13 protein-coding genes and 1 pseudogene are annotated in these 13,908 nt (G+C 62.2%); 9 read left to right on the forward strand and 5 right to left on the reverse strand.

What is annotated here, in order from left to right; genetic code table 11:
- The first annotated feature begins 153 nt into the window (after positions 1-153).
- The 5 genes from ACVIGA_RS08750 to ACVIGA_RS08770 all read left to right on the forward strand — a co-directional run bounded on the left by ACVIGA_RS08750 (position 154) and on the right by ACVIGA_RS08770 (position 6,007).
- Entirely contained in the window at positions 154-1,695 is a 1,542-nt protein-coding gene (locus ACVIGA_RS08750; RefSeq protein ID WP_456666066.1) for an ABC transporter substrate-binding protein, read from the forward strand.
- The gene (locus ACVIGA_RS08755; protein WP_456666067.1) at positions 1,664-2,689 is read left to right on the forward strand and encodes an ABC transporter permease; all 1,026 of its coding nucleotides are present in this window, start codon (positions 1,664-1,666) and stop codon (positions 2,687-2,689) included. The genes ACVIGA_RS08750 and ACVIGA_RS08755 overlap by 32 nt, the downstream gene beginning before the upstream one ends.
- Complete coding sequence (locus tag ACVIGA_RS08760) at positions 2,690-3,526, forward strand: ABC transporter permease (protein ID WP_456666068.1); 837 nt, start codon at positions 2,690-2,692, stop codon at positions 3,524-3,526.
- On the forward strand, positions 3,523-5,130 hold the full coding sequence (locus tag ACVIGA_RS08765; RefSeq protein ID WP_456666069.1) for an ABC transporter ATP-binding protein: 1,608 nt from the start codon (positions 3,523-3,525) through the stop codon (positions 5,128-5,130). The genes ACVIGA_RS08760 and ACVIGA_RS08765 overlap by 4 nt, the downstream gene beginning before the upstream one ends.
- A 67-nt stretch (positions 5,131-5,197) precedes the next feature.
- The gene (locus tag ACVIGA_RS08770; protein WP_456666070.1) at positions 5,198-6,007 is read left to right on the forward strand and encodes an alpha/beta fold hydrolase; all 810 of its coding nucleotides are present in this window, start codon (positions 5,198-5,200) and stop codon (positions 6,005-6,007) included.
- Here the strand turns inward: ACVIGA_RS08770 and ACVIGA_RS08775 are convergent.
- Positions 6,000-6,662 carry a GntR family transcriptional regulator gene (locus tag ACVIGA_RS08775; RefSeq protein WP_456666071.1) on the reverse strand — a complete coding sequence of 221 codons (663 nt, stop codon included), beginning with the start codon at positions 6,660-6,662 and terminating at the stop codon, positions 6,000-6,002. The two genes, ACVIGA_RS08770 and ACVIGA_RS08775, sit on opposite strands and share 8 nt — an antisense overlap.
- A gap of 276 nt (positions 6,663-6,938) precedes the next feature.
- Here ACVIGA_RS08775 and ACVIGA_RS08780 point away from each other — a divergent pair, with 276 nt between their 5' ends.
- The 4 genes and pseudogenes from ACVIGA_RS08780 (at position 6,939) to ACVIGA_RS08795 (ending at position 9,987) form a co-directional block, all read left to right on the forward strand.
- Positions 6,939-7,826, forward strand: coding sequence for a fumarylacetoacetate hydrolase family protein (locus tag ACVIGA_RS08780; protein ID WP_456666072.1), 888 nt, complete (start codon positions 6,939-6,941; stop codon positions 7,824-7,826).
- 30 nt (positions 7,827-7,856) lie between these two features.
- Positions 7,857-8,267 (forward strand): RidA family protein, encoded by a 411-nt coding sequence (locus tag ACVIGA_RS08785; RefSeq protein ID WP_456666073.1) that lies wholly within the window; start codon positions 7,857-7,859, stop codon positions 8,265-8,267.
- 61 nt (positions 8,268-8,328) lie between these two features.
- Complete coding sequence (locus ACVIGA_RS08790) at positions 8,329-8,736, forward strand: RidA family protein (RefSeq protein WP_456666074.1); 408 nt, start codon at positions 8,329-8,331, stop codon at positions 8,734-8,736.
- Between the two features lie 50 nt (positions 8,737-8,786).
- Positions 8,787-9,987: pseudogene (locus ACVIGA_RS08795) on the forward strand (ABC transporter substrate-binding protein).
- Between the two features lie 45 nt (positions 9,988-10,032).
- On the opposite strand, the gene ACVIGA_RS08800 reads toward ACVIGA_RS08795, so the two are convergent.
- Genes ACVIGA_RS08800 through ACVIGA_RS08815 form a run of 4 tightly spaced genes read right to left on the reverse strand, consistent with a single transcriptional unit; the run spans position 10,033 to position 13,903 of the window.
- Positions 10,033-11,154 carry an aldo/keto reductase gene (locus tag ACVIGA_RS08800; RefSeq protein ID WP_456666075.1) on the reverse strand — a complete coding sequence of 374 codons (1,122 nt, stop codon included), beginning with the start codon at positions 11,152-11,154 and terminating at the stop codon, positions 10,033-10,035.
- A 23-nt stretch (positions 11,155-11,177) separates the two neighbouring features.
- Positions 11,178-12,026, reverse strand: coding sequence for an ABC transporter permease (locus ACVIGA_RS08805; RefSeq protein WP_456666076.1), 849 nt, complete (start codon positions 12,024-12,026; stop codon positions 11,178-11,180).
- Positions 12,023-12,805, reverse strand: a complete 783-nt coding sequence (locus ACVIGA_RS08810; protein WP_456666077.1) for an ABC transporter ATP-binding protein — start codon at positions 12,803-12,805, stop codon at positions 12,023-12,025. The genes ACVIGA_RS08805 and ACVIGA_RS08810 overlap by 4 nt, the downstream gene beginning before the upstream one ends.
- Positions 12,806-12,829: 24 nt before the next feature.
- Positions 12,830-13,903 (reverse strand): ABC transporter substrate-binding protein, encoded by a 1,074-nt coding sequence (locus ACVIGA_RS08815; RefSeq protein ID WP_456666078.1) that lies wholly within the window; start codon positions 13,901-13,903, stop codon positions 12,830-12,832.
- Positions 13,904-13,908: the final 5 nt, after the last annotated feature.

Below are 13,908 nucleotides of genomic sequence, written 5' to 3' on the forward strand. Positions count from 1 at the left end.
TGATCAGATTCCCAACTGATGGGATCTTATTCCTGAATATTCAGATCCTCACCATATTGAATATTGTATTCAAAAACGCTAATAGCCGTCAGGGTTGGAAACTGACGGGAAGGGGCGCTCACCATGCTGTGGCAAGGCAGCTCGAGGTTCACGATGGCAATTGTCTTGCTGCTGCCAGCAGTCACGACATTGCCGGCAGCGGCACAGACCCCGGCAGGCAACAAGGCCGTTCACCTCATAATCCAGCCAGAGCCGCCGATCCTGATGCAGGGGCTGAGCCAGAACACCCCCACGAACATGGTCGCGGGCAACATCTACGAGTCATTGTTGCGCTTCGATGAGACGTTCAACCCGCAACCGTCCCTGGCCAAAAGCTGGAGCGCCTCGGCGGACAAGACGACCTACACGTTCCACCTCCAGGAGGGCGTCGTCTGGCACGACGGCAAGCCGTTCACCGCTGACGATGTTGTTTTCACGCTCGACAAGTTCCTGCGCGACGTCAGCCCGCGCTGGCGGCCAGTGGCCAATACCCAGGTCGCCAAGATTGAGAAGATCGATGATCTCACCGTGGCAATCCAGCTGAAGCAGCCATTCTCCCCGCTTCCGCTGGTGCTTGAGGTGTCGTCGACACCGATCGTGCCGAAGCACATCTACGATGGCACCGACTACCGCGCCAATCCGGCCAACAACACCCCGATCGGCACCGGCCCGTACGTCTTCAAGGAATGGAAGAAGGGATCCTTCATCCATCTCGTCAGGAACAAGCAATACTGGCTGAAAGGAAAGCCGTATTTCGACGACATCTATTGGGAGATCATCCCGGATGCGGCGGCGCGGGCGGTGGCCTATGAGACTGGCAAGGTCGACGTGTTGCCCGGCGGCGCAGTCGACATCTACGACGTGAAACGGCTGTCAAAACTGCCGAACACCTGCACGACCACCAAGGGCTGGGAAATGTTCGCACCCATCGCCTGGGTCGCAATCAACGTGCGCAACGGTATCCTTGCCAACAAGCAGTTCCGCCAGGGTTTGATGTATGCCATCGACCGCGAGTTCGGCAGGGATACGGTGTGGGACGGCATCGGCAAGCTTCCGACCGGCCCGATCTCCTCGAAAACGCGGTTCTATTCCTCGGACGTCGCCAAATATCGCTACGATCCCGACAAGGCAAAGCAGCTGATCAAGGCCTCCGGCTACAAAGGCGAGAGACTGAAGCTGCTCGGCATTCCCTATGGGGAAATCTGGAATCGCTGGGCGGAGGCTGTAAAGCAGAACCTGCTCGATGCCGGTGTCAACGTCGAGATCGAGGCAACCGATGTTCCCGGCTGGACCCAGAAGCTCTCGAACTGGGACTACGACCTCGCTTTCAACTTCGTTTATCAGCTCGGCGACCCCGCGATCGGCGTGGCCCGCAACTACATCACAAGCAACATCGTCAAGGGCAACCCCTTCGCCAATGTCACGGGTTACTCCAATCCGGACGTCGACAAGCTGTTCGCTGATGCCGCCGTGGCGCCGACCGACGACGAGCGCCAGAAGCTTTATACCAAGGTGCAGCAGCTCATCGTCGACGACGTGCCGATCCTGTGGCTCCTGGAACTGGAAAGCCCGACGATCTACCGCTGTGACATCAAGGATCTGGTGACGACCGCGGTCGGCGTCGATGACGGATTCCGCGACGCGCGAAGGGACTGAGGTGTTCGTGGGCCGCTACAACGAACTCCTGAAGTTCCTGGGCCTGCGGCTCATCAAGGGCTGCATGGTGCTGTTTGCGATCGCGATCCTGAACTTCTTTTTGATTCATGCGGCCCCCGGTGATCCGGCGACAGTGCTTGCCGGCCAGTCGGGCGCCGCCGATGAGGAGGTGCTGCGGCAGCTTCGGGAGCGCTTCGGCCTCGACCAGCCCCTGACGCACCAGCTTTGGATCTATCTGAAGGGCTACGCGACCCTTGACCTCGGTTTCAGTTACCGTCAGCAGCAACCGGTTCTGACTCTTGTGCTCGAGCGTTTGAGCGCGACGTTGCTGCTCACCGGGGCCGCGTTCACAATCTCGCTGATATCGGGTGTGATAATGGGCATGCTGGCGGCACGCCGCGTCGGCAGTTGGACGGATAGCGCCATCACGACGCTGGCGCTGGTTTTCTATGCGACACCGCTATTCTGGGTCGCGCTGATGAGCCAGATCGTGTTCTCGCTCAAGCTCGGCCTGTTGCCCAATGTCGGTTACGAGACGATTGGCGCGGGCTATACCGGCGTTGCGCGGGTCGCCGACATTGGCACGCATCTCATCTTGCCGGCGTTAACCCTCGGCCTGTTCTTCACTGCCCTCTACGCCCGGATGATGCGCGCCTCGATGCTGGAGATCGCCGGCGCCGACTTCGTCAAGACGGCGCGCGCCAAGGGGCTCGCACCGTTCGTGATCCTGCGCCGCCACATCGCACGCAACGCCGTGCTTCCGGTAGTGACACTGGCAGGGCTTCAGGCGGGCCAGCTGGTCGGCGGCGCGGTGCTGACGGAAACGGTTTTTGCCTGGCCGGGAATGGGCCGGTTGATGTTCGACGCGCTGGTGCAGCGCGACTATGCCGTGCTGCTCGGCGTGTTCTTCGTATCTTCGGCAATGGTGGTGCTGTTCAACATCATCACCGACATCCTTTACCGGATCGCGGATCCGCGCATCGAGGCAGCCTAGATGAGCTTTGTCAGTCGCTTCGCGCAGAACCGCGGCGCGGTGATCGGGATCCTGCTTCTCTTCGTCCTGATCGCCTTCGCGATCGTCGGCCCCTACCTCTATCCGCAGTCGCCCTGGCGCGTGGTAGGCCGGCCGTTCCTGGCGCCGTTCACGATCGAACGCTTGCCGCTCGGCACTGATACGCTCGGCCGCGACATCGCCGCTGGCCTGGTCCATGGCGCCGGCGTGTCGCTGACGATCGGTGTGGTGTCGACGCTGGTAGCGCTTCTGATCGGCGTTCCGCTCGGGGCCTTCGCCGGCTATGCCGGCGGCATTGTCGATGATATCCTGATGCGCTTCACCGAGTTCTTTCAGACGATTCCGAGCTTTGCGCTCGCGATCGTCCTCGTGGCGATTCTTCAGCCGACACTCGGCTCGATCGTGCTTGCGATCGGTCTCGTTTCCTGGCCGCCGGTGGCGCGGCTGGTGCGCGGGGAGGTCCTGTCGCTGAAGACCCGCGAATATGTGCTTGCCGCCGTGACGCTTGGCCAGACCACGCCGCGCATCATATTCAGCCAGATCCTGCCCAACGCTGTCGCGCCGATCGTCGTGATGGGTTCACTGATGATCGCGTCCGCCGTGCTGCTCGAATCCGCACTCTCGTTCCTCGGGCTTGGCGACCCCAACCGTATGAGCTGGGGCTACATGATCGGCGCCGGACGCGCCCGATTGCTCGATGCCTGGTGGATCAGCTTCTTTCCCGGCGTAGCCATCTTCCTGACCGTGCTGGCGCTCAATCTCGCCGGCGAAGGCCTCAATGACGCGCTCAATCCGCGGCTCGCGCGAGAACGATCTTGACCCCGCCGCTGCTCTCCATCGAGCGACTGACACTGTCGCTGCCTGCTTACGCCGATCGCACCCATGCGATCGATAACGTCTCGCTGTCGATCGCGCCGGGCGAAACCGTGTGCGTCGTCGGCGAGTCCGGCTCCGGCAAGTCGATGCTGGCCCATGCCGTGATGGGCTTGCTGCCCAAGGCGGTGAAGCCCGCCGGGGGCAGCATCACGATCGAGGGGTGCGATCTGCTGTCGCTTGACGAGCGATCGATGCGAGATGTCCGCGGCCGCAAGATCGGGATGATCTTCCAGGAGCCGATGACCTCGCTCAACCCGATCATGCCGATCGGACGGCAGATCGAGGAAACATTCGAGGCGCACGGCTTGCTGGATCCGTCGCATCGCCGTGCGCGCGTGATCGAGCTTCTCACTGAGGTCGGCCTGCCCGACCCCGCCCAGATCGCCCGGGCCTATCCGCACGAACTGTCCGGCGGTCAACGCCAGCGCGTCATGATCGCGATGGCGCTGGCACTCGAACCGCGGCTTCTGATCGCGGACGAGCCGACCACCGCGCTCGATGTCACGACGCAAGCGCAGATCCTCAAGCTGATCGCCGAGCTGCGCCGCAAACGCGGCACGGCGGTGCTCTTCATCACCCATGATTTCGGGGTGGTCGCCGACATCGCCGATCGCATCGTCGTGCTGCAGCAGGGGATGCTGGTCGAACAGGGCAGCGCAGACGCGGTCCTCAATCAGCCGCAACATCAGTATACGCAGCGGCTGATCGCGGCCGTGCCGTCGCTGCGACCGCCTGCGCGCGCCGCAGCGCCCACCCGCGCGCCAGTTCTGGTGGTCGAGAATCTCGGCAAGACGTATCGTAAGCGCGGCCTGTTCCAGTCCTCCCGTACTGTGGCGGCCGCCGATGACATATCCTTTGTGCTGACACGCGGCGAAACGCTCGGCCTGGTCGGGGAATCCGGCTCGGGCAAATCCACGATCGGCCGCTGCTGCATCCGCCTGATCGAGCCCGATCGCGGCCGCGTCCTGCTCAACGGAGTGGCGCTGAGCGATCTGAAGCCTGCCGAGCTTCGCACGCAACGCAGCCGCATCCAGATGGTGTTTCAGGACCCCTACGCCTCGCTCAACCCCCGCCAGACCATCGGGCGGATCATCGCCGACGGGCCGCTTGCGCATGGCACTAGATTCGATGAAGCGACGCGGCGCGCCAGAGAGTTGCTCGAGCTCGTGGGCCTCTCAGCCGGCGCGATTGACCGCTATCCCCATGAATTCTCGGGTGGTCAACGCCAGCGTATCGGACTTGCGCGCGCGTTGGCGCTCGAGCCCGATGTACTGGTCGCGGACGAGGCGGTATCGGCGCTCGACGTTTCGGTGCAGGAGCAGATCCTGGCCTTGATCAAACGTGTCCAGGACCAGCTTGGCCTCGCCATTCTCTTCGTCACGCACGACTTGCGTGTCGCAGCCCAGATTTGCGACCGCGTCATCGTCCTGCAGCGCGGGCGCATCGTTGAGAGCGGCCCGACGGCGACGCTGTTTACAAGCCCCAAGCATCAATACACCCAACAACTGCTCGCCGCCATTCCGGGCGGGACCCGCTTCAGGAACTGACAGAAACAACACCAACCTGATGGGGACAGACGTGAGCAAAGCCCCGCCACATCACGAGTGACCAGCCATGGCAATCCAGCGCGAAACGACGTTTGAAGGCATCCCAGTCGCTTATTGGGAAGGTGGCAGCGGCTTCCCGCTGCTGCTGATCCACGGTTCGGGTCCGGGCGCGTCCACTGCAGGCAACTGGCGGCTGGTGTTGCCGATACTGGAACAGCATTTCCACGTCATCGCCGTCGACCTCATCGGGTTTGGGCAGAGCGGCCGCAAGCCGGCGCCGCCCTATTTCGATCTCGATCTTTGGCGCCGCCAGGCGGCCCACGCGCTCGGACTGTTCGACAATGGCCTGGTGGGCGTGCTCGGCCATTCGCTGGCCGGCTCGATCGGCCTGTGGCTTGCCGCTCATGATCGGCGCGTTTCGCATCTGATGACCACGGGCACGATGGGCACCGTCTTCCCGCTCAACGAGCACCTGGTCAGGACGTGGTCTTTTCCCGCGACACGAGACGCAATCAGACAGGCAGCGCGGTCGCTGATATTCGACGAGGAGGTCATCACCGACGCCTATGTCAATGGCCGCGTCGAGGTGCTGCACAAAGGTGATTATGGCGATTATTTCGCGGCCATGTTCGAGGGCGACAAGCAGCGCTACATCGATGCCGCGGCACTTGATGGCCGCCTGCTGCGCGACATCAGCGCGCGCATTTGCATGGTGCATGGACGCAATGATCTGCCCATTCCCTGGCAGGCCACCACGTCCCGCCTCGCCGAGTTCATGCCGCAGGCGGACGTCTCGCTGTTTGCCCGCTGCGGGCACTCACCGGCGCTCGAGCACCCGGGAAAACTGGTTGCGCTGGCGCGCGATTTCTTCAGATAGCCCTGATCAGGCGCGTGGCGGTGTTCTCACAGTGCTGCCGGCACAGCTTGCGCAATCGCGCAGCATCGCCTGCCTGCAGGGCGTCGAACATCGCGCGGTGCTCGATTTCCGCCTCGTCCACATCCTTGGTCAGGTTGATCTCGACGCGGATATAAGGCTCGACCTGGTCACGCAGCATCGAGGCAAAGCGGCTGGCATGGCGGCGATGCGCTGACGACAGCAGCAGGGTGTGAAACTCGGAGTTCGCATCGAGCCATTTGTCGGTCCGGCTCGGCGAGCGAGCGGAAATTCTCTCCATCCGTGCGAGCGCCTGCGACACCGCCAGAACATCCTCATCGGTTCGCGTCTTCGCAGCGACGCCAGCGAGATGTTCCTCGACCGCGGCGCGAAGTTCGAAGATCTCCTGGATTTCGGAGCGGTCGAGCGAGAGTACGGCATAGCCGCGACGAGGCCGCAGCACGACGAGGCCTTCGACCTCGAGCCGTGTCATCGCCTCACGCAAGGGAACACGGCTGGCGCCAAGCCTTTGCGCCAATTCCTCCTGGCGCAGCACCACGCCGGGCGGAAAGACACCCGTCAGGATTCCCTCGCGGAGCCGGCCATAGAGCGTCTCCGACACCGACGGGAGTGCTTCCTGGAGTGCGACCTTCGGCATTAGCCCCTCTCTCGATCTTGAATATTGTATTCAAAAATGCTTTGCTCGTCGTATGCCGTTGTGGCGTGGCGCGAAGGGAAAAGTCAACATGCGACCGAACTTGCGAGGGGCTCCGAGCGGAAAATCCGTCCCTTGCGGATGTCACGTCCACCCCGCAGCCGCAGTTGAAGACACCTCCCCGGACAGCGGCTTCCCGATCTGGCTCAACCGCCCTGCCCTCGTATCGGGATGGTCGCGTCAGGAGGCGCGATCACACACCATGGTGGGAAGCACCCAATGAGGCTCATCACTTTCAGAAAAGACGGCACCGATCGCGTCGGAGCTCTCACGCCCGGCGATGCAACGGTCATCGACCTCACGGCAGCAGGCATCGCTGGTTCGATGCTCGATCTGATCGACCGATTCGACGCTCTGCGCGACCGCATCGGGACCGCGGTCAAATCGCTTCCGGAACATCCATTTGACGGTACCCGCGAACTGCTCGCGCCGATTCCCCAACCACGACGCAACATCTTTTGCGTCGGCAAGAACTACCACGAACACGCGGTGGAATTCGGCTCCAGCGGTTTCGATTCCGGCTCGGTCGGCGGCAGCGAGGTGCCTGACTATCCGATCATCTTCACAAAGCCACCCTCATCGGTGGTCGGTCCGGGCGCGAGCATCGACAGCGCGCTCGATCCTTTTGCCTCGGTCGACTATGAAGCCGAGCTCGCTGTTGTCATCGGCCGTGGCGGCCGCGTGACCGCTGCGCACGATCCGATGGAATTCGTATTCGGCTACACCATCCTCAATGACGTCACATCCCGCGAGTTGCAGAAGCGCCACAAGCAGTGGGTGCTTGGCAAGGGCATCGATACATTCGCCCCGATGGGGCCGACGATCGTCACGCGGGATGCGATTGCCAATCTCGCCGACCTCAGGATCGAGCTCTCCGTCAACGGCGAACGCCGTCAGTCGGCGCAGATCCGCGAGCTGATCTTCGACATTCCAACCCTTGTCAGGACGATCGGACGATCAATCAGCCTTGTGCCCGGCGACATCATCGCGACGGGCACACCGGTCGGGGTCGGCATCGGATTCAAGCCGCCGCGCTACCTCAAGCCAGGCGACACGGTCCGCATCACGGTCCCGGGGATCGGCGTGCTAGAAAATCCGGTGATTTGACTGCGCTTGCAATAAGGACGGAGAACGACAATGGCGGCGGACATCAACATTTACAACCCAGAAGAGCTCGGCCCTCCAATGGGCCAATACACCCATGTGACGCGGGTGAAGGCCAACGAGTTTCTGTTCATCGCCGGCATGCTGTCCGGCGATTCCGGCGGCAACATCATCGGCGCCGGCGACTTCGACCGGCAAGCCACCCAGGTCTTCAAGAACGTCGAGGCAGCCCTCAGATCGGCAGGCGCCTCCTGGAGCAATGTCGTGCAGTTCACGACCTATCTCGTGCACTCGCAGGACATCCCGAAGTTCATGGAATTCCGCCTGCGAGAATTCCCGAAGATGTTCCCGGACGGCAAATATCCGCCAAACACACTTCTGATCGTCGACCGACTGGTGCAGGAGCCGTTCCTTGTCGAGGTGCAGACCATCGCCGCGATCTGAGCCATGACGACATTGGCCGGCTGCGCGCCAGCCATAACCCTTCTCAATCGGAGGCCAGTGTATGGACAAGACACGTTCGCCGGAGCGCCAAGAATTTCGCATCGAGGGGCTACCCGCGCCGCTCAGCCACTACACCGACGCCGTCAGGCACGGTGACATTCTGTTCGTCTCCGGGCTAACCGCGCATGACGGAGACGGCAAGCTTGTCGGCGGCACCGACAGCGCCGCGCAGACCCGCCAGATCCTGACCAATCTCGGCAAGGTACTGGACGCGGCAGGAGCGACCTTCTCCGACGTGCTCAAGGTGACGGTGTTTCTGACCGATATCAATGATCGGGCTGCGATCAACCCGGTACGGCAGGAGTTCTTCGGCCAAAGCCGCCCGGCGAGCACGCTGATCGAGGTGAGCCGGCTCGCGTTGCCCGAGATGAAAGTCGAGATCGAGGCCGTGGTCGGACTGAGTTCGTAACAAAGGATCGGCCAATCCATTTGCGCCAGCTGTGAGAGAAGGCTCTGACAATGCGTCACAACGTGCTCGCCCTCTTCGCCGCGCTCCTCCTTGGATTGGTCTCGACAGCTCGTGCAGATCCGGACAAACCGATCAAGATCGGCGTGCTGAGCGACATGTCCGGCCCCTATGCCGACCAGGCCGGTCCCGGATCGGTCCAAGCAGCGCGCATGGCGATCGAGGACGCGGGCGGCAGTGTCAGCGGACGTCCGATCGAGCTCGTCTTTGCCGATCACCAGCACAAGACCGATATCGCGACCGCGATCGTCCGGCGCTGGATCGACGTCGATGGCGTCGATGTCATCGTCGACATGCCGAATTCCGCGGTCGCGCTCGCCGTGCAGCAGATTGTCAGGGAAAAGAACAAGATCGCCCTCTACGCGACCGCGGCTACGACCGAACTGACCGGCAAACAATGCTCGCCGAACGGCATTCAGTGGGTCTATGACGCCTATTCCAATGCAGCGGGTCTCGTCAAAGCGCTCGCTGCCAAAGGCGAGAAGAGCTGGTTCTTCGTTACTGTCGACTATGCGCTCGGAATTTCCCTGCAGGCCGAAGCCGCAAAGGCGCTCGCCGCGTCTGGCGGCACGGTGGTTGGCAGCGTGCGGCATCCACTGAACAATGCCGATTTCAGCTCGTTTTTGCTGCAGGCTCAGGCCTCGAACGCGCGGGTGATCGCATTAGCCAATGCCGGCGCGGATACGATCAATTCGGTCAAGCAGGCCGCGGAATTCGGTCTCAACAAGGACCACATCATCGTAACGCCGCTGGTCTACATTTCCGATATCCACAGCATGGGCCTGCAGGCGACCCAGGGCCTGACCTACATTGAGGGCTTCTATTGGGATCAGAACGACGACACGCGAGCCTTCGCGAAGCGCTTCTTCGAAAGGCGGAAGGCGATGCCGACGATGACCCATGCCGGCGTCTATTCTTCGATCGCGCACTATCTCAAGGCGGTAAAAGCGGCGGGCACGTCCGACACCTCGACGGTGCTGGCCAGGATGCGCGCAACACCGGTGGACGATTTCTTCGTCAAAGGCGGGATTGTTCGCGCCGATGGGCGGATGGTCCATGACATGCTGCTTGTGCAGGTCAAGTCACCCATCAGAATCCAAATTCCCCTACGACTACTACAAGGTGCTGGCGACCATTCCGGGTGACCAGGCATTCCGGCCGCTTTCCGAAAGCGAGTGTCCGCTGATCAAGTAGAATTGCCTCTCGCCTGCCGGAGTTGTTGCATCGCCACGGGAAACGCTAACGCGTAGCCAGGCCGCGCGCATTTGCGACCTGCATCGGCTCGAATTCGTGGACTTTCTCGGGCCGCAGCCTGCGATAGACCGGCGCCACACTGCGATCCTCATCCACTAACGTCAAGCGGTCGATCTCGGTCAGATCCTCGGGCGTAAACTCGATCTCCAGTGCCCCGAAGTTCTGGGAAATGTGTTCGGGTTTGTCCGCTCCGGCGATGATCGTCGACATCGCCGGGCGCGACAACAGCCAAGCCAGCGACATCTGTGGCAGCGTCCACCCCCTCGATTCGGCGAACGCCTTGAGCTTTTCCTGGACGTCCCAGTTGCGTCGGCTGTTCCATGCCGCGTAGCTCGGGCTCGCGGCGGCACGCGTGCCGGGAACGGCCGGCGCATCTCGCCGGTACATGCCGGTCAGCAACCCTCCTGCCAACGGAAAGTACGAGTTCATGCCGATGCCGTATTTGACGCAGAACGGCACCATGCGCTTCTCGATGTCGCGGTAGAGCAGGCTGTAGTGATCCTGCGTCGAGATGAACTTCTGAAGATTGTGTTTCTCGGCGATCCACAACGCCTCGCAGATTTCCCATTCGAAGAAATTGGCGACGCCGAGATACCGCACCTTTCCGGCATGGACCAGATCGTCCAGCGCGCCGAGCGTCTCCTCGATCGGTGTGCGGCGGTCCGGCCAGTGCACCTGGTAAAGATCGATGTAGTCGGTCTTGAGCCGCCGCAGGCTTGCTTCGCAGGCCCGCACGATGTGAAGCCGCGACGTCCCGATATCGTTTGGACCGTGATCCATCCGGTTGCTGAACTTGGTGGCGATCACCGCGCGTTCCCGGCGGCCGGACAGCGCCGCGCCGAGCCTCTCCTCGGACGTGCCGATGCCGTAGCTGTCGGCTGTGTCGAAATAGTTGATTCCGCGGTCCATCGCGTGGTGCACCACGGCTTCGGCACCCTTCGCATCGACGAACTCGCCGAAGGAAAAGCAGCCGATACCCATCTCGGATACAGTTAGTCCGGATTTGCCGACCCTGCGGTACTTCATGCCGCCGGCGCTTTGCACCTCAAGCCCGATCGCGGTGACTTTCGCACCTGCACGTGTCGATTCGGATGCTGAGACGGTCATTGGAGCCTCCCGTTTTTCTTGCGCTATTTGTTGTTGTCCTGCCAGACGAACAGGCGCCCACCCAGCGCGAGCAACAGCCGGTCAACGGCAAATCCCATGCCTGCGATGACCAGGATGCCGCTCCACATCAGCGCGGGATCGAACGAGCGTTCGGCAAACATGATGAGATAGCCGAGGCCGTCATTGGCCGCGATCAGCTCGGAAGCGACGATCAACAGGAACGCCGTCGACGTCGCGACGCGAAGGCCGGCAAACACGATGGGCAGCGCGGCCGGCAGGACAACATGCCAGATCAATTGGCGCTGGCTGGCGCCCTTGGTCAGCGCGTTCCAGATGAAGAACTTGTCGACATTCTTCACACCGGTATAGGTGTTGATCACGATCGGGAAGAAGCAGCCGAGGAAGATCAGTCCGATCTTTGAGGCATCGCCGATCCCGAGGAAGATCATCATCAGCGGGAATAGCGCGAGCTTGGGTGTCGGAAACAGCGCCGAGATCAGCGGGTCGAGAAAGCTTTCGATGACGCGGACGCGCCCCATCAGGACGCCGGCGCCGATGCCGGCGACCGCGGCCAGGCCGAGCCCGGCACCGGCCCGCATGAAGCTGACCCCGATGTGATGCAGGAGCTCATGCGTGACGAAGACCTCCTGGTAGAAAGTCCTGGCGACATCCTCGAGCGGCGGCATGAACATCGGATCGAGCAGATCGAGGCGCGACAGGATTTCCCAGATCAGGAAGATCAGGAACACGGGATAGTAGCGGAGGACCGCCGCAATCTTGATCCGGCGAAGCTCGCCGGCGGGCGACCCCGGCGCACCCGGCCCCTCGCCTTCAGCACGCGAGGCGGAATCGGATACCGTCACGATCGTCATCCGATCACCTCCATGGTTTCCTTGCGAATGGCCGACCAGATATGGCCGCGCAGCCTGCCGAATTCCGGCAGCATGCGCGTCTCCTGCCGCGGACGTGGCAGATCAACTTGGACGACCTCCTTGCCCCGTCCCGGCAGTGGCGACATCACGACGATCCGGTCCGAGAGCAGCACCGCCTCATCGATGCTGTGGGTCACGAACAGCACGGTCTTGCGGTCGCGCTCCCACAGTTGCAGCAACTGATCCTGCAGAACCTCGCGCGAGAGCGAATCCAGCGCGCCGAACGGCTCGTCCATCAGGAACACACTCGGGCCACAAGCGAGCATCTGGGCGATCGCGATGCGTTGCTTCATGCCGCCGGAGAGCTCCCGCGGATAGAAGTTTGCGAATTTGCTCAAGCCGACCATGTCGAGATAACGCGCCACCAGCGAACGCCGCTCGTTCTCCGCGACGCCGCGCATCTGCGGACCGAATGCGACGTTTTCGGCAACCGTCCGCCACGGAAAGATGCTGGAATTCTGGAGCACCAGCCCCCGGTCCGGGTCAGGGCCGACGATCGGCTTGCCGTCTACCAGCACCTGACCGTCGCTGGATCGGAGCAGGCCTGCGATGATGTAGAGCAAGGTCGACTTGCCGCAGCCCGAAGGGCCGACGATGCTGACGAATTCGCCGCGATGTGCCTGCAGATCGACCCGGTCGAGCGCCAGGTAGGTCGCGGCCTCGGCCTGAGCTGAAGCGCTGGCTGATCCGCCGCACATCAACGTGAACGGCAGTCGCATCGGGGTGAGTGACGGCCACGCTCGTCATTGGCTGACCACCTTGTCCTCGTCCCATTTCATGCCGAGCCGCTCATAGGCTTTGCGCAGGTAGCTGATGTCGACGATCTGCTCGTAGGTCACCACCGGCTTGCCGCGAAGCTGGCCGGACTCGGTCAGGATCTTGCCGTAGGCCACGAACGTCGCCTTGGGCAGATCGAGAGGGTTCAACAGATCCCGTTCGCGGCCGGTCGACGCGATGCGCAGCTTGTAGAAGGCCTCATTGGTCTCGGTATCGAGCTTCAACGCCTTCGCCATGATTTCCTTGACCTTCACGCCACCATTTTGCGTGACGTCGTCCTCGATGAATTTCCGCGTCGCCAGCATACCCATCAGGAACCGCACGGCCTCCTCCTCGTGATCCCTGAGCCAGTCGGCGCGCGCGGTGATGACTTGCGACATATCGATCGCGATTTGCGTGATCTCGTCGCTGGTCATCAACTGCGTGGTTGGTATGCGTTGCGACACATGATAGGCGCCGATCGCCGTCATGACGGCGGCATCCACCTCGTTGTGAACCAGCGCGCCCTCCATCTGCGTATACGGCATGCTGAGGAACTTGACGCTGTTCAGGTCCACGCCGGCTCCGCGGAACCTGTCGCGCAGGGCGAGGTACCAGTTCGACGACAGGCCGAACACCGCGATCCGCTTGCCCGCCAGGTCCTTGAGTGATTGCACTCCGGTGTCCTTGCGAGCGGTCAGATTGACCGCCGACCAGCGGTTTCCCTGCTTGTCGGTGAACGCATATTCGACGGCCGCGATCACCTTGAGCGGTGCGCCGAGTGAGGTCATCTGTAACGTCGGGACAGGCGCGACGGCTGCAAGATCGACCTGTCGTGCCGTCAGTGCTTCGAGTTCCGGCGCATTGTCGTTGAAACTCTGGAGGTCCAGTTTCAGCCCCTGGGCTTCGTAGGTCCGCTGCTCGAAGCCGACCCAGAACGGCGCAACCGGCGTCGAGGCCTGCCACCCGAAGCGCAGCGGCCTGGGCTTGAGGTCTTGCGCCTGAACTGCGGCCGCGGCGAACAGGGTCAGCGCAAGTGCCGTCAGTGCCGTTCTAAACATCGCTC

The sequence above is a fragment of the Bradyrhizobium sp. USDA 3240 genome (assembly GCF_054063295.1).

Coding starts and splice junctions, on each gene's coding strand:
- ACVIGA_RS08750 (WP_456666066.1), top strand. CDS start 154: ATGGCAATTGTCTTGCTGCTGCCAGCAGTCACGACATTGCCGGCAGCG.
- ACVIGA_RS08755 (WP_456666067.1), top strand. CDS start 1,664: ATGACGGATTCCGCGACGCGCGAAGGGACTGAGGTGTTCGTGGGCCGC.
- ACVIGA_RS08760 (WP_456666068.1), top strand. CDS start 2,690: ATGAGCTTTGTCAGTCGCTTCGCGCAGAACCGCGGCGCGGTGATCGGG.
- ACVIGA_RS08770 (WP_456666070.1), top strand. CDS start 5,198: ATGGCAATCCAGCGCGAAACGACGTTTGAAGGCATCCCAGTCGCTTAT.
- ACVIGA_RS08775 (WP_456666071.1), bottom strand. CDS start 6,662: ATGCCGAAGGTCGCACTCCAGGAAGCACTCCCGTCGGTGTCGGAGACG.
- ACVIGA_RS08780 (WP_456666072.1), top strand. CDS start 6,939: ATGAGGCTCATCACTTTCAGAAAAGACGGCACCGATCGCGTCGGAGCT.
- ACVIGA_RS08785 (WP_456666073.1), top strand. CDS start 7,857: ATGGCGGCGGACATCAACATTTACAACCCAGAAGAGCTCGGCCCTCCA.
- ACVIGA_RS08790 (WP_456666074.1), top strand. CDS start 8,329: ATGGACAAGACACGTTCGCCGGAGCGCCAAGAATTTCGCATCGAGGGG.
- ACVIGA_RS08800 (WP_456666075.1), bottom strand. CDS start 11,154: ATGACCGTCTCAGCATCCGAATCGACACGTGCAGGTGCGAAAGTCACC.
- ACVIGA_RS08805 (WP_456666076.1), bottom strand. CDS start 12,026: ATGACGATCGTGACGGTATCCGATTCCGCCTCGCGTGCTGAAGGCGAG.
- ACVIGA_RS08810 (WP_456666077.1), bottom strand. CDS start 12,805: ATGCGACTGCCGTTCACGTTGATGTGCGGCGGATCAGCCAGCGCTTCA.
- ACVIGA_RS08815 (WP_456666078.1), bottom strand. CDS start 13,903: ATGTTTAGAACGGCACTGACGGCACTTGCGCTGACCCTGTTCGCCGCG.